This window comes from Sporolactobacillus terrae DSM 11697, assembly GCF_000648615.1.
Lineage (GTDB): Bacteria > Bacillota > Bacilli > Bacillales > Sporolactobacillaceae > Sporolactobacillus > Sporolactobacillus terrae.
The window spans coordinates 1-16,203 of record NZ_JFZC01000099.1; the positions used below are offsets into that span (position 1 = coordinate 1).

Below are 16,203 nucleotides of genomic sequence, written 5' to 3' on the forward strand. Positions count from 1 at the left end.
TCCATTCAAAAAATCAAGTGAAATCAGGTTGGCTGCATCCTGGTGAGCAAAATCCCGAAAAAACGGCAAGCGGTGAATAATTCAGGATTATGGTTGTAGACGATCAACCGGGTATCCGGATGCTGCTTCACGAAGTTTTTGAAAAGCAAGGCTATCAAGTGCTGACTGCTGAGAGCGGCAACAAGGCGTTGAAGCTGCTTAGGGAAGCACACCCGCAGCTGGTTTTGCTGGATATAAATATGTCAAAGATGAACGGATTGGAACTTATGGATGCCATGAAAAGCGTCAAATCGGATGTGAAAGTGATGATTATGACCGCTTATGAAGAAAATGAACTGGTCCGTCAGGCTTTGAAAAACGGCGCTATCGCTCATTTTAAAAAGCCATTTGATCTTCAAAAATTGATCATTGCTGTAGAAGCCGAATGCTCACAAATCGCATGATCCTCCTGTTATTCTGCAAGTCACTGCGAAAGCCCGGCACAGACATCAAGTGCTTGTTTATGCTATAATGCTCACAGAGCGTTTTGCCGAAAAGAGTTATGCCGACAGCCTAAAAAAGGCGTCATTAATTCGAAACGTTACATATAATGTTCTGTCCGTTTCTTTTCACACCCAAGAAAACCGACTAAATGATTTAAAAGGAAGTATTCTGACCATGGATAAATTGTTAATCGAAGGCGGTTCACGTTTACAAGGCACCGTTCAGATCAGCGGTGCGAAGAACAGTGCGGTCGCATTAATACCGGCCACTATTCTTGCTGATTCACCTGTGACCATTGATCAACTTCCCAATATTTCTGATGTGCGTATCCTGTGCAAACTTTTGCGTGAGATTGGTGGAACGGTGTCTTTTGAAGAACATACATTTGTTGTTGATCCGAGAAACATGGTGGACATGCCACTGCCTAACGGTTCGGTGAAACGGCTAAGGGCATCTTACTATTTAATGGGCGCGATGCTCGGCCGTTTTCATAAAGCGGTGATCGGATTGCCGGGTGGATGTAATCTCGGACCGCGCCCCATCGATCAGCATATTAAAGGCTTTGAAGCATTGGGCGCTAAGGTAACGAATGAACGTGGTGCGATCTATCTGCGTGCAAATTCACTGCATGGTGCGCGCATCTATCTTGATGTGGTCAGTGTGGGTGCGACAATTAACATCATGCTGGATGCCGTGAAAGCCGAAGGGCAAACCATTATCGAGAATGCTGCGAAGGAACCGGAAATTATTGACGTTGCGACGCTTCTAACCAGTATGGGCGCAAAAATAAAGGGAGCGGGGACTGATGTCATCCGCATCGAAGGCGTGCATGAACTTCATGGATGCCGGCACATGATTATTCCTGATCGAATCGAGGCCGGTACGTTCATGGTTGCCGGTGCGGCAGTGTCCGATAACCTGTTGATCGACAATGTAATTCCGCAACATGTGGAGCCACTGACTGCCAAACTTCGCGAAATTGGCGCTGACGTTCAGGTCGGCGAAGATCAGGTGTTTGTATCGCGCAGTCGCATGCCTTTAAAAAGCGCTGATGTCAAAACCTTGGTATATCCCGGATTTCCGACCGACCTTCAGCAGCCGTTGACCAGTCTGTTGACTCAAGCTGAAGGTACAAGCATTATTACCGATACGATTTACGGAGCACGCTTTAAGCATATTGATGAATTACGCCGAATGGGTGCCGATGTCAAAGTTGAAGGACGTTCTGCAATCTTAAGCGGGCCGACACCACTCGAAGGAGCAAAGGTTCGTGCGACGGATTTAAGAGCCGGTGCATCGCTGATTATTGCGGGTCTGATGGCAAGAGGCATTACGGAAATTGTCGGCGTTGAACATATTGATCGCGGTTATGATCATATCATGGAAAAATTACAGGGTGTAGGAGCAAATATCTGGCGGGAGCCGATGCGCGATGAGGAAGCCCGTGAGAGTCTCAAAGAACAAGAATAGGGAAATGAAATCCGCGCCTCATCATACGACGCGGATTCTTTTTTTGCAGATAAAGAAGGTTTATGATTTTGTTTGTGGTACGACGATTCGTGTCATTTCATCAATAAGTCCGTTACAGACACGAAAGCCACCGTATCCTGCGGAAGTAACAACCGCTGTTGCCCGGTTTATCTGATTTGAAAAAGGTGCTCCTTTTTGGTAAAATAATTCAGTTATTTCCACAAAATTTGCACAAAAAGAGGATATGCAGTTGATAAAAAGGGTATAATATGATAATAATGATATAGATAATTTTATAAAAAATTTTAACGGTAAGAAAAAAATATTATATCCTCTACACATAAGAACTGTTACACTGTGCCCATGAACCTGTGAAGGATTTGCCATAAAAAAACGATTTATAAAATGCGCTGCTATTACTTCTTTCCCCTCCTCTTCCTAGTGCACAGTTTCGTGCCATTTCCGGAGTTTTCAATTCATTAACTTGTGTACGACAGTACTTGTCTTGATATAAACCGATTTTAAAAAAGAAAAGTGTGGTGTGAGAATGCCGATTACATTAGCAGAATTAGAAAATATGAAACTCAAAGAATTGTATGAGCATGCGAAGGCGTTTAAAGTCTCTTATTATAGTAAGCTAAATAAAAGGGAACTTATTTTCTCAATATTAAAAAAACAAGCGGAAAAAGACGGCTTGTCACTTATGGAGGGTGTTCTTGAAATCATTCCGAACGAAGGATTTGGTTTCTTGAGGCCGATCAACTACTCACCGAGTTCAGAGGATATCTATATTTCAGCCTCACAAATTCGCCGCTTTGATTTGCGAAATGGTGACAAAGTGACGGGCAAGGTGAGGCCGCCAAAGGAAAATGAACGCTATTTCGGACTCCTCAGGGTTGAAGCGGTTAATGGCGAAAACCCGGATACAGCAAAGGAACGCGTACACTTTCCTGCATTGACACCGCTTTATCCAAATCGACAGATGGTGTTGGAAACAGGAAAAGAAAACTTTTCAACGCGAATTATCGATATGGTGTCACCAGTTGGCTTCGGTCAAAGAGGGATGATTGTTGCGCCTCCGAAAGCAGGAAAGACAACACTTTTAAAAGAAATCGCCAACAGCATCACCATCAACTATCCCGATGTTGAACTCATCGTTTTGCTTGTTGATGAACGTCCGGAAGAAGTGACGGATATTGAACGCTCGGTTAAAGGCGATGTTGTGAGTTCAACGTTCGACGAAGTGCCGGAAAATCATGTTAAAGTTTCAGAATTGGTACTTGAACGAGCCATGCGTCTGGTCGAGCACAAACGTGATGTTGTCATCCTTATGGACAGCTTAACACGCCTTGCACGCGCGTATAACCTTGTGATTCCGCCAAGCGGCAGAACATTGTCCGGTGGTATTGATCCGGCAGCATTCCATAAACCGAAGAAATTCTTCGGTGCGGCGCGCAATATTGAGGAAGGCGGAAGCTTGACCATTCTTGCGACCGCTTTGGTTGACACCGGTTCACGGATGGACGATGTAATCTATGAAGAATTCAAAGGAACCGGCAATATGGAACTGCATCTTGATCGTCGATTGGCTGAACGGAGAATTTTCCCTGCAATCGATATTCGTCGCTCCAGCACGCGTAAGGAAGAATTGCTCGTTAATCGCGACCACTTGGAAAAATTGTGGGCGATGCGTAAAACAATGGATGAATCACAAGAATTTGTGGAACATTTTTACAAACGAATTCGCGAAACCACATCCAACCAAGAATTCTTCGACCTGTTTGAGAAAGAGAAGAAGGGCAGTTTACAAACAAGATAAGCGATTTGTACAACGAGTGAAGCACGCGAATTAACGGTGATTTAAGCAGAACGATCCTTGCAAAGCTTGGGGCAGTCTGATACAATACTCGTTGTGCGTTATACTATAGGACGCAATAAGACTCTGGTTTGAGAGAATAATCAGGGCGTAAAGGAGATGAATGAGATGAAACAAGGCATCCATCCAGACTATCACAAGGTCGTATTTATGGACGCAAGTACGGGCTTTAAATTTTTGAGCGGTTCAACGAAGAAGTCGAATCAAACGGTAAAATGGGAAGATGGCAACGAATACCCATTAATTACAGTCGAAATCAGTTCCGATTCGCATCCATTCTACACCGGCCGTCAGAAATTCGCTGACAAAGGCGGTCGTGTTGATCGGTTTAAACAAAAATACAATCTTAAATAAGATTTATTTTGAAGTCCAGAAAAGAAAAGCGGCATGTTCCGGTGCGATGAATGGCGGTACGGAATTGGCCGTTTTTATTTTTGGCTCTAGTGACGGCCAGGACCTTCATAGATTTTTTTGTGCAGGCAGGAAACTGCCTGTTTTTTCGCAGGTAAAGAAAGAATGTGATTTTTGGTCACGCAAAAGACCGTGCATTAAACGTGTAGCTGCTCGGATCACCCACGGCAAGCGAGTTAACCGAAGCGACGATTCAGGACCGAAAAGACACGGACTCAACCCACATGGCTGGCGATTAACGACCGGGCGTTTTGTACGAGGTTTTTCATAAAACAGGAGGAACATTTTAAAGCGTAAAGGACGGAAAAAAGGATGGCTCAACTTTTCTTTAAATACGGTGCAATGAACAGTGGAAAGTCAATCGAAATTATCAAAGTCGCGCATAATTATGAAGAACAAGGAAAATCGGTGCTTCTTTTTACCTCCGGGATCGATAGTCGGGATGAAGTTGGATCGATCTCGAGCAGGATCGGATTCAAACGTCGGGCAATCCCAATCTTTGATGCTTCGGACGTTTATGCCAAGGTCAGTGATTGCCACCCGCGCCCACACTGCGTACTCATCGATGAAGTTCAATTTTTATCGAAGCGGCATGTGCTGCAGCTGGCGAAGATTGTTGATGAACTATCGATTCCAGTGATGGGATTTGGGCTGAAAAATGATTTTCGCAATGAATTATTTGAGGGAAGCAAATACATGCTTTTGTATGCGGATAAAATTGAAGAAATGAAGACCATATGCTGGTTTTGTGAACGAAAAGCAACCATGAATCTGCGGATTGACGATAATGGAAAGCCGATCTATAGTGGCGATCAGATTCAGATCGGCGGAAATGAAAGGTATTACCCGGTTTGTCGTCACTGCTACACTCATCCGCCTCTATAAGATCTTGAACACGTTTTGACCATAAAAAGCTAGCTATAATATAATAAAGGGAACGAAAACGGATCGGCTGCGCGCGATGCAGCATGATGGGGTGGATGAAATGTTCGAACGGTTGCAGTCCATTGAGGACCGCTATGAAAAAGTGAATCAGATGCTTGCAGATCCTGAAGTGATCAATGATCCGGCAAAACTGCGCAAATATTCGAAAGAACAATCGGACTTGCAAGAAGTGGTTACGGTGTACCGTAGCTACAAGCAATCCGCTGCTGAACTTGCCGATGATAAGACGATGCTTGATGAACCAATGGATGCCGGCATGAAAAAAATGGTTGCTGATGAAATCAATCGTCTTGAAAAGGAACAAGAAACGCTTCGAGAACAATTGAAGCAGCTGCTTATTCCGAAGGATCCTAATGATGACCGAAACGTCATTTTGGAAATTCGCAGTGCTGCCGGAGGGGACGAGGCTGCGCTTTTTGCCGGTGATTTATTGCGCATGTATTCCCGCTATGCGGAGCAGCAAAACTGGAAAACGGAAATTATTGATGCCAGCCCTAATGAAATCGGCGGTTATAAAGAAATTGTCTGCATGATCTCAGGTAAAGGTGCTTTTTCAAAACTGAAATATGAGAATGGAGCACATCGCGTGCAACGCGTTCCGGAAACCGAATCGGGCGGTCGTATACATACGTCAACAGCAACGGTTGCTGTTTTGCCGGAAGCGCGTGACGTTGAGATTGAACTGAATGATAAGGATATTCGTGTTGATCGCTTTGCCTCAAGCGGCCCGGGTGGTCAAAGTGTCAATACGACGATGTCTGCCATTCGGCTGACGCATCTTCCTACAGGTATTGTGGTTTCATGCCAAGAAGAACGCTCTCAGATCAAAAATAAGGAAAAAGCGATGAAGGTACTGCGTGCCCGCGTCTACGACAAATATCAGAAGGAAGCTCAGGCGAAATACGATTCGAACCGCAAAATGGCGGTTGGAACGGGTGATCGATCTGAACGGATTCGGACCTACAACTTTTCACAAAACCGTGTGACCGATCATCGAATCGGGCTAACGATTCATCAGCTGGATCAAGTGCTGAACGGGAAACTGAATGAAATCATTCAAGCGCTGATTCTGCATGATCAGGAAAAGAAAATCGAACAGGCGGATGCAAGGTGAAGGAACTGAGATACGAAGTGTTGAAATGGGCCGCTGATCTGTTAACTGCACATCATCGTGATGCAAATATCGGCGAACTTTTGCTTCAAGCACGATTAGGCCTCACGCGCACCGACTTAATCACAGGGCTTCGCGAACCCATTGCAAGCAAGGATGCTGAGTGGTTGCGTCGCAGCGTGGAGGAACACGTCTATAAAGGAACGCCGCTTCAATACATGTTGGGCTGTGCCCCCTTCTATGGGCGGTCCTTTAAAGTGAACGCTGATGTGTTAATTCCCCGCCAGGAAACAGAAGAACTGGTATGGCGAGTTGGTGAATGGGCCAAACGTTATGCACCGGATCTTGATCATCCGGCAGTCTGTGATATCGGCACGGGAAGCGGAGCGATAGCTGTTACGCTTGGCTTGGAACACCCGGACTGGCGAATCACGGCAGTCGATCTGTCTGAAAAAGCGCTGGACGTCGCACGTGAAAATGCAGATGATCTAGGCGCACAGATTGTATTCTGCCCGGGGGATTTGCTTTGCCCGCTGATTCATCAGCCTTTTGATATTCTTGTATCCAATCCACCCTATATCACAAAGCAAGAAATGGGTGGCCTCGATGATACGGTGCGCGACTATGAGCCGCATTTAGCACTTTACGGAGGAAATGACGGTTTGGATTGCTACCGCAAGATCATCGCCGACATGCCATTGATTTTTAGCGGAAGGTCTGTGTTTATTGCAGCGTTTGAGATCGGTGCCACTCAGGGAAACGCTGTTGCCGATCTGATCCGAAGGGCATTTCCTAATCAAATCGAAGCACTCTCTATTGAAAAAGATATCTCTGGACATGACCGTAACATCATGGTCGTGCTTCAAACAAAACAGGGGTAATTTTTACTTCGATGTTTAGTCTCGTTCAATCCTGTCCACAATGAGTGACAGGGAGGCGGGCGTCATGAGAAAACCATGGATCTTAATGCTCTTATTAACTATTAATCTTGTATTTGTATTTTTTTTCTGGCAATACAGCACGGCTAAAGCAGATGAGAAGGGACCGATTCCAAGTGGTGCGATTCGCCTGCGTATTTTGGCAAACAGCGATTCGCCTGCCGATCAAGCGGTGAAACGGCAGATCCGCAATGCAGTCAATGCACAGATCACAACTTGGGTTCAGGACTTGAAGTCAACCAATGAAGCCAAACGTGTGATTCGCGCGCATATGCCGCAGCTGAATCGTACGGTCAAGCAAGCATTAAAGAAAGCCCATGCGGACAGCACATATAAAATAAAATTAGGGCAAGCCGAGTTCCCAACCAAGATGTATGGAACCTTTGTTTACCCGGCAGGAAAATATGATGCGCTAGTGATTACATTAGGTGATGGTCGCGGTGCCAATTGGTGGTGCGTGCTTTTCCCGCCCCTTTGTTTTCTGGATTTTTCAAACAGCGATGCAGCAGCAAAAAACAATGCCTCGACAGAGCGTACAGCGTCTGATCAAGATGGGGCAAAACAAACCGTTAAGACAACAAGGCCGACGAGCGAGGATGCTGCGCAGCAGACTGAGAAACCAGAAAAGAAGGCCGTTGAATCTGACGACCAGGAGGTTCAGGTGCATTCATTTGTTGTTGATTTCTTCACCGGTGTGTGGCGTTCGATCGCTGGGTAAAAGCGTTGCGCATGGCTTGTCACCATGTTATGGTGTATACGGAACGAAATGAGGTCGGACGGAAGCCGGTTTCATTTGAACGGAATAGTTAATGAAGAAGGGGAAACGAAAATGGCAGAAACGCAAGTGTGGCGGGTAGACCCGAATGCCCCCGACCTTGAACATACGCCTCAAATCCAAGCAGCAGCGGAGAAATTGGTACAGGGAGAAATTGTCGCTTTTCCAACGGAGACGGTATACGGGTTAGGAGGAAATGCAAAGTTACAAGATTCAGTGCGGAAAATTTATGAAGCCAAAGGGCGACCGAGTGATAATCCATTAATTGTGCATGTTGCAAACCTGGAGCAAGTTCGTGAAATCTGTACGGAGATCCATCCGGTTGCTCAGAAATTGATCCATGCTTTTTGGCCGGGACCGCTCACTCTGGTTTTGCCATCACGGGGGACCGTATCAAACGCGGTGACAGCAGGTTTGTCAACGGTTGCCATACGTATGCCGAGTCATCCGGTAGCAAGAGCTGTGATTTCGGCGTCAAATTTACCGATTGCCGCACCTTCGGCAAATCGTTCGGGACGGCCGAGTCCAACGCAGGCAGAACATGTTTTCCATGATTTGGATGGACGTATTGCCGGAATCTTGGATGGCGGAGAAACCGGCGTTGGCGTTGAGTCGACTGTTGTGGATTGTACGACGACACCGATCACGATTCTTCGTCCGGGCGGGATTACGAAAGAGCAGTTGATTGAAGTCGTCGGACCAGTTTCTGATGATCCGGGTCTTGTTCGTTCAGATCAGGCTCCGAAAGCCCCGGGTATGAAATATAAGCATTATGCACCATCGGCGACCATGTATTTAGTACCTGCGGGAGAATCGCGCATACGCGAACTTATTTCCTCAGAAAAAGCCAAGGGTCGTCGTGTCGGCGTATTAACGACTGAAGAGAAACAGGGCGGTTATCCTGATGCGGATGTTTTACTCGTGTGCGGGCGTCGCAGTGAACCGTCGACGGTCGCCCATCATCTTTTTGATGTCTTGCGTCATTTCGATCAAAAAAAGGTCGATGTCATATTCAGTGAAACGTTTGATCAGAAAGGGATCGGTAAAGCGGTGATGAACCGTCTGTCCAAAGCAGCCGGAGGACGCATCCTTGACTAGTCCTCATACTTATGTTTGAAGTCGACCATGTTTTTATATGAGGAAAACAAGAGGGGGTCTCTATGAGGCGCCCTCTTCATTCATTGCTTCAAAACAAACGATTCGGGGAACCGTTGCAGCGCACTTAATTTTTGAACATGCGCCTGTTCGTTCATCCTTCTATTTCTGTAAGGACATGCATAGATTGTCCATATGGGCGAGAGGGGGAACGAATGTGGCAGAGCATCTAATCAGCCAGGGATTGGCGCTTTCTGTTATGGCGATTGCACTGGGTATGGATGCATTTTCAGTATGTGTTGGCATGGGCATGACCGTTTTTCGGCTGCGCCGCGCTGCATGGACCGGTATGTGGATCGGTCTTTTTCACATGCTTATGCCGCTCATTGGCATGATCCTTGGCCAGCTGCTTTCCACCCGCTTTGGTGAAATTGCAGAAATGGCTGGAGGTCTGTTGTTGCTCTTGATCGGTTTTCAAATGATTTTGTCGCTCATGCGTACAAAGGATAGCCGCAATGAATTCGTCTATGTATCCGATGCAAGCATGCTTTTGTTTGCCTTCAGTGTCAGCATTGACAGTTTTTCTGTGGGACTGAGCATGGGCCTGTTTGGGGCGGAGATGCTGGCTGCCATCCTTTTGTTTGGCTGTGCCAGTATGATTATGGCATGGAGCGGTTTCTACATTGGGCGAAAGACGGGTCGCTATTTTGGAAAATATGGGGAAGCACTTGGCGGCATTATTTTATTTCTTTTTGGACTGAAAATTTTGCTCCATTTTATGCTATAGACTAACGTATTCTCTTATATTTCTACACATTATTTCCCAGGGAATGATAAATGAGCAGAATGGTGTCACAATCTGTGCATGATTCGGATTTGAACAGCACAACCTGCTATAATAGCAGGTATAAAAGGCATATTATTTTGCTCAAGGAAGGCTAATGCGATGGAGACACTTAATCAACAAATCGTGCAATCGATGGATAAAGCGCTACAGGATTTGAATCAGGTCATGACGTTCAATGCACGGACCCTTCTGGTAATCGGCTGCAGTACAAGCGAAGTGCTGGGAAAGCAGATCGGCACATCGGGTTCTGAAAATGCTGCTGCCTCAATTTACGCGGCGCTAAAAAGCTGCCATCAGCAAACCGGTGTCCATTTTGCATTTCAATGCTGCGAGCATTTGAATCGCGCGCTTGTCATTGAGCGCGCCGTTGCCGAGAAGCGCAATTATGATGAGGTAACGGTACGTCCGATTCGTCATGCGGGCGGTTCAATGGCGACATACGCCTACGATCACCTGCCTGACCCGATCGTTGTCGAATTCATTCATGCGGATGGCGGACTGGATATCGGCGATACACTGATCGGGATGCACTTGAAACATGTGGCTATTCCGGTACGCGGCACCATTCGTTCAATTGGTCAGGCACATCTGGTTATGGCACGTACGCGGCCGAAATTAATTGGCGGTGAAAGAGCGATCTATTCGATTCGCGAAAAAGTGGAACAGGATTAAGACAAGGAAACTGCTTCTCCAGATCAACCGGAAGAGCAGTTTTTTGCTGATAAATGCTGTGAACGTAAAAGAGAGAGCGGTACGTGCAAGCGATAGGACAGCTTGTTTCCAATCAAGGGGGCGGTCGCTCGTTTAGAAAATCATGTTATTTTTTACGGGACTGAGAGTGGGTTTCCGGTGTCAGTGTTTTGCCGGATGTATGAGTTTTACCGCTTTAGCGAACAGATCGAAATTAGCCATGAGAACGTGATGTGCGGACCGGAAATTCAGTTGTGCTTAATCTTTGATTTGTCAGTTTTAATTCGCTTTTTTTTGATAAAATGTGATAAACTTTATTTGAATCAGACTTGAGAGGAGCTGCACGTATTTCATGAAGGGGATTAAAGCGAACGATCCTGAACTGTTTCAAGCGATTGAGAAAGAATTAGGAAGGCAAAGAAATAAAATTGAATTAATTGCGTCGGAAAACTTTGTCAGTACGACGGTACTTGAAGCGGCGGGCTCGGTTCTTACGAACAAATATGCGGAAGGTTACCCGGGCCATCGTTATTACGGCGGCTGCGAATATGTGGATATCGTAGAGGACTTAGCCAGAGACCGGGCACTTAAGCTGTTTGGCGGCGAACATGTGAATGTTCAACCGCACTCGGGTGCTCAGGCCAATATGGCTGTATACGAAACGATTTTGAAACCCGGCGATACAGTTCTTGGAATGAAACTTGCCCATGGCGGGCACCTGACACACGGAAGTCCGGTTAACTTTAGCGGACAGCTCTACAACTTTGTGGATTACGGTGTAACAAAAGAAACACAAACGATTGATTACGATGAAGTGGACAAGCAGGCACAACACTACAAGCCGAAATTGATCGTTGCCGGAGCGAGTGCTTATCCTCGTGTCATTGATTTTAAACGATTCCGCGAGATCGCCGACCGTGTCGGTGCTTACCTGATGGTCGACATGGCGCATATCGCCGGATTGGTTGCGGCAGGCCTTCATCCAAGCCCGATTCCTTATGCGGACTTTGTGACGACAACGACGCACAAGACTCTGCGCGGTCCGCGTGGCGGTATGATTTTCTGCAAGAAAGAATTTGCAAAGAAATTGGATAAAGCGATTTTTCCAGGCATCCAGGGTGGTCCCTTAATGCACATCATTGCAGCGAAGGCCGTTGCACTCGGTGAAGCACTGAAGCCCGACTTCAAAGCCTACGCAGCTCAGATTATCGCTAATGCTAAGGCATTTGCCGAAACACTGCAGCAGCAGGGGATTGATCTTGTTTCGGGCGGTACCGACAACCATTTAGTACTCGTCGACGTGCGCAACCTTGGGATTACAGGCAAGAAGGCGGAAGCCGTGCTGGACAGCATCGGGATTACAACGAATAAAAATGCAATTCCTTTTGATCCGGAGAAGCCGTTTGTGACGAGTGGTGTACGTATGGGAACGCCAGCCGTGACAACGCGCGGATTTAAAGAGAATGATCTAAAAGAAGTTGCGTTGATCATCGCAATGGCACTGAAAGATCCGGATAATCAAGAAACATTAACAGCAGCAGCTGAGCGCGTGCGTGCACTGACTGAGAAACACCCACTTTACGCCGAGGGTACGGGTGCATTCGCTTAAATTGGAGCAAGCTTGTTTATGGGGAGATCTGATTCTCCCTTTTTGTATGACCAAAAATACACATGCTGACGATCGTTTAAAATGGAGGCTTATAAATGGGTAAGTTAGTCGTATTGAATCATCCGTTGATTCAACATAAATTGACAATGATTCGTGATTACAGGACGGGAACAAAGGCATTTCGCGAACTGGTTGATGAAGTTGCAACACTGATGGCCTTTGAAATTACACGTGATCTTGCTTTAAAGGAAGTTGAAGTGGAAACGCCGGTCGCAAAGGCGAAGGCCTATGAAATCGCCGGCAAAAAAATGGGGATTATTCCAATCCTTCGTGCAGGGCTCGGTATGGTTAACGGTGTTCTGCAACTGATTCCGGCTGCGAAAGTCGGGCACGTTGGTTTGTACCGTGATCCAAAGACGTTGAAGCCGGTTGAATATTATGTGAAGCTTCCTGCCGATATCTCTGAGCGTGATTTAATTGTTGTTGATCCAATGCTCGCTACCGGGGGATCAGCCGCAGCTGCGATCACTTCATTGAAACAGCGAGGCGGCGTGAACATTAAATTGATGTGCCTGATTGCTGCTCCGGAAGGGGTTAAAGCGGTGCAAAATGAGCATCCGGATGTCGATATTTATCTTGCGGCACTCGATGAAAAATTAAATGAACACGGGTACATCGTTCCGGGACTCGGCGATGCCGGCGATCGTCTGTTCGGCACAAAATAAAGAAACGGATTTTCTCTCCGAAAAGCTCAGAAATAAAGTTTCGGAAGCCCCTATATGATGTGAGAATAATTTTCATTGTTGGTGATTTGTCACAATTGAGGTATGCTGCCGTTCGCAAAAATGATTAAAATTCTAGTTATAAGGAAATGCTCATATGGTGAGTGTTTATTTTTAGATTTTTCAGTCAATGAATAAAATCACCTTTTCTTGCTTAAATATTGCATAAAGATAGCGCTTTCGTTAAAATATAAAAGAAGTGTCCATTCTGTGAACGCCCACCATAAATACGAGTAGTAAAACGATTTCTTTTTATTTAGGGAACGCTAATTTGTGAACAATTGATGACTGACTCCAGTTCTTCGTCATTGGGTTCGAATGACTAATTGTTAGGCATATCATAATCAGAAATAACCGATCAGCACTTCTAAGTTATTTCAGAGGAGGGCTTTTTATGGAGCCGAAGAAAAAACCTAACAATTTGCAGATCGCTGCAGCAGTCAGTGCTATGGGCTTTGAAATTTTTTCATTCATTATCATTGGCGCACTTGGCGGGAACTATCTCGATGAAAAATTTGGAACAGGGCATTTGTGGCTGCCGATTTGTGCAGTCGCCGGCTTTTTTGCGGGAATGATCAGCTGTTTCTATACGTTGAAATCCTTAACAAAGGAATGATTCGCAGTGAAATCAGTGATGGAATGGTTTTCGCATGTTCTGCTGATCATCACGATTGTTTATATCTTTTTGTTTGGATTAATCTGGTTTTACGAACCGGTGAGAGCGCTGGCCAGCGGCTTTCTCCTCGGCGGATTAATCAGTTTATATAATGTTTTTCACTTAGCATTTCGCTTAAAGATAGCCGGACTTCGAGCTCAATCAGGTGCCCGCAAATTAGCGGGATTACATATGACTGTTCGTATACTCATGATTGTTTTCGGTGTACTGATCGTCTATCGTTTCTCGACCCGTATTGACTATCGATCTTTTGTGCTGTCACTTTTGTTTGGCTATCTCATGCTTGTGACGGTGATGAGCTATTATTATTTGAGAGGCAAAGGCTCGACATCTTCGGAGGAAGGGGGGGAGATTTATGGATCTGACTCCGAAAGTGAAATTTCTCGGAATGACCTTTGATGTCACGTTGATGATTGGGTCAGTTGTTTCCGCGTTAATCGTCATGCTGATTGTGTTCTTACTATCCCGCCGTTTGTCCGTGCGGCCCAGCGGACGACAAAATGTCATGGAATACATTATTGACTTTATCAGCGGGATAACCGGGATGATGCTTGAGAAGAAAGAGTCGGCACGCTATTTAAGTTTTGCACTGTCTACTTTTCTTTTCATCCTTGTGGCAAACATGCTGGGTGTCATTGTGATGATCACGGCACAGGCACATGGCCCAATTCCGTCGCTTGGCATCACGGCAGCTGATTTAAAAATGACGGATACAGTCAGCTGGTTCAAATCGCCAACGTCGGACATCAATGTTACCGTGGCGATGGCCGGCGCAATCTTTCTTTACTCACATTTTGCCGGCATTGCCAAAAGTCCGCTTGGCTATTTGCAGCACTATGTCAAACCGTACTGGTGGATGCTTCCGATCCATATTATCGATGAAGTATCGAAACCGGCAACACATGCTTTGCGGCTTTGGGCAAATATCTTCGCCGGCGAAGTTCTAATCCTTATTCTTCGTGAAGGAATGTTTTATTTAACCGGTGTACCGCTGTTTGCCTGGATGGGATTTTCACTGTTCGTCGGATGTATTCAGGCGTACATTTTCACCGTACTGGCAATGGTGTACATCGCTCAAAAGGTGGGAGAGGTATAATGCCTTGTGCAAACAGGCCCTCAAACCTGCCGCTGTTGGTTAAAAACATAGATAAACTAGGAGGAATCTTGTTATGAGTTTAGCAGTTCTAGCTGGTGGTATCATGATCGCATTTGGTGCGCTTGCAGCAGGTATCGGTAACGGTATTCTGTTCAGCCGCTATTTGGAAGGAATTGCCCGTCAACCGGAAGCTCAGGGTACTTTATTTGGACAATCCATGATCGGCCTTGGTCTTGTTGAAGCCCTGCCAGTTATCTCGATTGCATTTGGTATTCTCGTGCTTTTCGGTATTATTGGGTGAGCTTGCCCCTTTTCTTCGTAAGAAATTGGTGAGGAAATCTGTAGATTGAAAGGAGTGGCAAGAGCTGTGCTGTCATTTTCTATTGGAAATATCCTTTTCCAGCTGATCGTTTTCATTCTGTTGATGATTTTTGTAGCGTATGTCGGTGTACGACCGGTCGTTGCAATCATGGAAAAGCGAAAAAAATACATTAACAGTCAGATTGACGGAGCAGAAAAAAACCGTCAAGATGCTGAAGCTTACTTAACAGAACAGAAGTCGGAAGTAGAGCGTATCCGTAACGAAGCGCATGGTATTCTTGAACAGGCGAAAACTCAGGCCAATGCCGAAGCCAAGGCTGTTCTAGAATCAGCGAAAAAGCGTGCCGATCTAATGGTTAAAGATGCTCAAGAAGAAATCAGCCTTGAGAGAGAAAAGGCAATTTCCGCCATTCGTGACGAAGTCGCCGACCTTTCGGTTCTGCTTGCATCGAAAGTACTTGAGAAGGAAATCAATCCGAATAATTATTCAAAAGAGATTGACCAGTTAATAAAGCAAGTGGGGAATCAGCGATGAGCGAAATCGTAGCGAACCGTTATGCACAAGCCCTCTTTGAAGTTGCTGAAGAACGTGATCTCATTGATACGATCGAATCTCAGTTGCAATTCGTTGCAGAAAGTCTCTATGAGCATGAAGATTTGAGACGTGTATTAATGCATCCTCAAGTAAGCAGCAATAATAAAAAGGAACTTGTGCAGAAGTTATTTGAGAATCAGGCAGGTGTTGAAGTCCTTAATCTTCTGAGGCTGCTTATCGATCGCAAGCGTGAAGCCATCATTGATGAAGTGCTTGAAGCCTATACGCACAAGGCGAATGAAAAGCGAGGCATACTCGACGTCACAATCACTACAGCCGCTTCATTAAGTAACCAGGAACAACAGGATTTAGCGAAACGGCTTGGTGATTCGCTCGGTAAAAAGTTGAGTATCCATGCGAAGGTTGACAAGTCAATCATCGGAGGCATTCAGTTGCGCATCGGCGACCGTCTCTACGACGGATCAATTGCCGGCAAGCTGGCAGGCTTCAAACAGGAGATTAAAGTAGGGAGACAGGGGTGAA

20 protein-coding genes are annotated in these 16,203 nt (G+C 45.8%); all 20 read left to right on the forward strand.

The window, feature by feature from the left end; all coding sequences use genetic code 11:
* Nucleotides 1-89 precede the first annotated feature (89 nt).
* The 20 genes from AA84_RS0115645 (at nucleotide 90) to AA84_RS0115745 (ending at nucleotide 16,202) form a co-directional block, all read left to right on the forward strand.
* Nucleotides 90-443, forward strand: coding sequence for a response regulator (locus AA84_RS0115645; protein ID WP_037563984.1), 354 nt, complete (start codon nucleotides 90-92; stop codon nucleotides 441-443).
* A 214-nt stretch (nucleotides 444-657) separates the two neighbouring features.
* A complete protein-coding gene (locus AA84_RS0115650; RefSeq protein WP_028977990.1) occupies nucleotides 658-1,953 on the forward strand; it encodes a UDP-N-acetylglucosamine 1-carboxyvinyltransferase in 1,296 nt (431 codons plus the stop codon).
* A gap of 547 nt (nucleotides 1,954-2,500) precedes the next feature.
* Entirely contained in the window at nucleotides 2,501-3,772 is a 1,272-nt protein-coding gene (gene rho, locus AA84_RS0115660) for a transcription termination factor Rho (protein WP_028977991.1), read from the forward strand.
* A 165-nt stretch (nucleotides 3,773-3,937) separates the two neighbouring features.
* Nucleotides 3,938-4,183 carry a type B 50S ribosomal protein L31 gene (locus AA84_RS0115665; RefSeq protein ID WP_010026040.1) on the forward strand — a complete coding sequence of 82 codons (246 nt, stop codon included), beginning with the start codon at nucleotides 3,938-3,940 and terminating at the stop codon, nucleotides 4,181-4,183.
* A complete protein-coding gene (locus AA84_RS0115670) occupies nucleotides 4,149-4,511 on the forward strand; it encodes a hypothetical protein (protein ID WP_028977992.1) in 363 nt (120 codons plus the stop codon). Before AA84_RS0115665 ends, AA84_RS0115670 begins: the two co-directional genes overlap by 35 nt.
* A 41-nt stretch (nucleotides 4,512-4,552) precedes the next feature.
* Nucleotides 4,553-5,125 (forward strand): thymidine kinase, encoded by a 573-nt coding sequence (locus AA84_RS0115675; RefSeq protein WP_028977993.1) that lies wholly within the window; start codon nucleotides 4,553-4,555, stop codon nucleotides 5,123-5,125.
* A 100-nt stretch (nucleotides 5,126-5,225) separates the two neighbouring features.
* Nucleotides 5,226-6,299 carry a peptide chain release factor 1 gene (gene prfA / locus AA84_RS0115680; protein ID WP_028977994.1) on the forward strand — a complete coding sequence of 358 codons (1,074 nt, stop codon included), beginning with the start codon at nucleotides 5,226-5,228 and terminating at the stop codon, nucleotides 6,297-6,299.
* Nucleotides 6,296-7,177, forward strand: a complete 882-nt coding sequence (gene prmC / locus AA84_RS0115685) for a peptide chain release factor N(5)-glutamine methyltransferase (RefSeq protein ID WP_028977995.1) — start codon at nucleotides 6,296-6,298, stop codon at nucleotides 7,175-7,177. The genes prfA and prmC overlap by 4 nt, the downstream gene beginning before the upstream one ends.
* A 64-nt stretch (nucleotides 7,178-7,241) precedes the next feature.
* Complete coding sequence (gene spoIIR, locus AA84_RS0115690; protein ID WP_028977996.1) at nucleotides 7,242-7,952, forward strand: stage II sporulation protein R; 711 nt, start codon at nucleotides 7,242-7,244, stop codon at nucleotides 7,950-7,952.
* 111 nt (nucleotides 7,953-8,063) lie between these two features.
* Complete coding sequence (locus tag AA84_RS0115695; RefSeq protein WP_028977997.1) at nucleotides 8,064-9,107, forward strand: L-threonylcarbamoyladenylate synthase; 1,044 nt, start codon at nucleotides 8,064-8,066, stop codon at nucleotides 9,105-9,107.
* 175 nt (nucleotides 9,108-9,282) lie between these two features.
* Nucleotides 9,283-9,891, forward strand: coding sequence for a manganese efflux pump MntP (locus tag AA84_RS0115700; protein WP_172969055.1), 609 nt, complete (start codon nucleotides 9,283-9,285; stop codon nucleotides 9,889-9,891).
* 159 nt (nucleotides 9,892-10,050) lie between these two features.
* Complete coding sequence (locus AA84_RS0115705) at nucleotides 10,051-10,623, forward strand: TIGR01440 family protein (protein ID WP_028977999.1); 573 nt, start codon at nucleotides 10,051-10,053, stop codon at nucleotides 10,621-10,623.
* Nucleotides 10,624-10,993: 370 nt separating this feature from the next.
* Nucleotides 10,994-12,250 (forward strand): serine hydroxymethyltransferase, encoded by a 1,257-nt coding sequence (locus AA84_RS0115710; protein WP_028978000.1) that lies wholly within the window; start codon nucleotides 10,994-10,996, stop codon nucleotides 12,248-12,250.
* A gap of 95 nt (nucleotides 12,251-12,345) precedes the next feature.
* Nucleotides 12,346-12,975, forward strand: coding sequence for a uracil phosphoribosyltransferase (upp, locus tag AA84_RS0115715; protein WP_028978001.1), 630 nt, complete (start codon nucleotides 12,346-12,348; stop codon nucleotides 12,973-12,975).
* 451 nt (nucleotides 12,976-13,426) lie between these two features.
* Nucleotides 13,427-13,648 carry an AtpZ/AtpI family protein gene (locus tag AA84_RS0115720; protein WP_028978002.1) on the forward strand — a complete coding sequence of 74 codons (222 nt, stop codon included), beginning with the start codon at nucleotides 13,427-13,429 and terminating at the stop codon, nucleotides 13,646-13,648.
* 6 nt (nucleotides 13,649-13,654) lie between these two features.
* A complete protein-coding gene (locus AA84_RS0115725; RefSeq protein ID WP_028978003.1) occupies nucleotides 13,655-14,107 on the forward strand; it encodes an ATP synthase subunit I in 453 nt (150 codons plus the stop codon).
* A complete protein-coding gene (atpB, locus tag AA84_RS0115730; protein WP_028978004.1) occupies nucleotides 14,064-14,804 on the forward strand; it encodes a F0F1 ATP synthase subunit A in 741 nt (246 codons plus the stop codon). The genes AA84_RS0115725 and atpB overlap by 44 nt, the downstream gene beginning before the upstream one ends.
* Before the next feature lie 73 nt (nucleotides 14,805-14,877).
* A complete protein-coding gene (gene atpE, locus AA84_RS0115735) occupies nucleotides 14,878-15,105 on the forward strand; it encodes a F0F1 ATP synthase subunit C (protein ID WP_010026057.1) in 228 nt (75 codons plus the stop codon).
* 66 nt (nucleotides 15,106-15,171) lie between these two features.
* Complete coding sequence (atpF, locus tag AA84_RS0115740; protein WP_172969024.1) at nucleotides 15,172-15,660, forward strand: F0F1 ATP synthase subunit B; 489 nt, start codon at nucleotides 15,172-15,174, stop codon at nucleotides 15,658-15,660.
* Nucleotides 15,657-16,202, forward strand: a complete 546-nt coding sequence (locus tag AA84_RS0115745) for a F0F1 ATP synthase subunit delta (protein ID WP_028978006.1) — start codon at nucleotides 15,657-15,659, stop codon at nucleotides 16,200-16,202. Before atpF ends, AA84_RS0115745 begins: the two co-directional genes overlap by 4 nt.
* Nucleotide 16,203 lies beyond the last annotated feature (1 nt).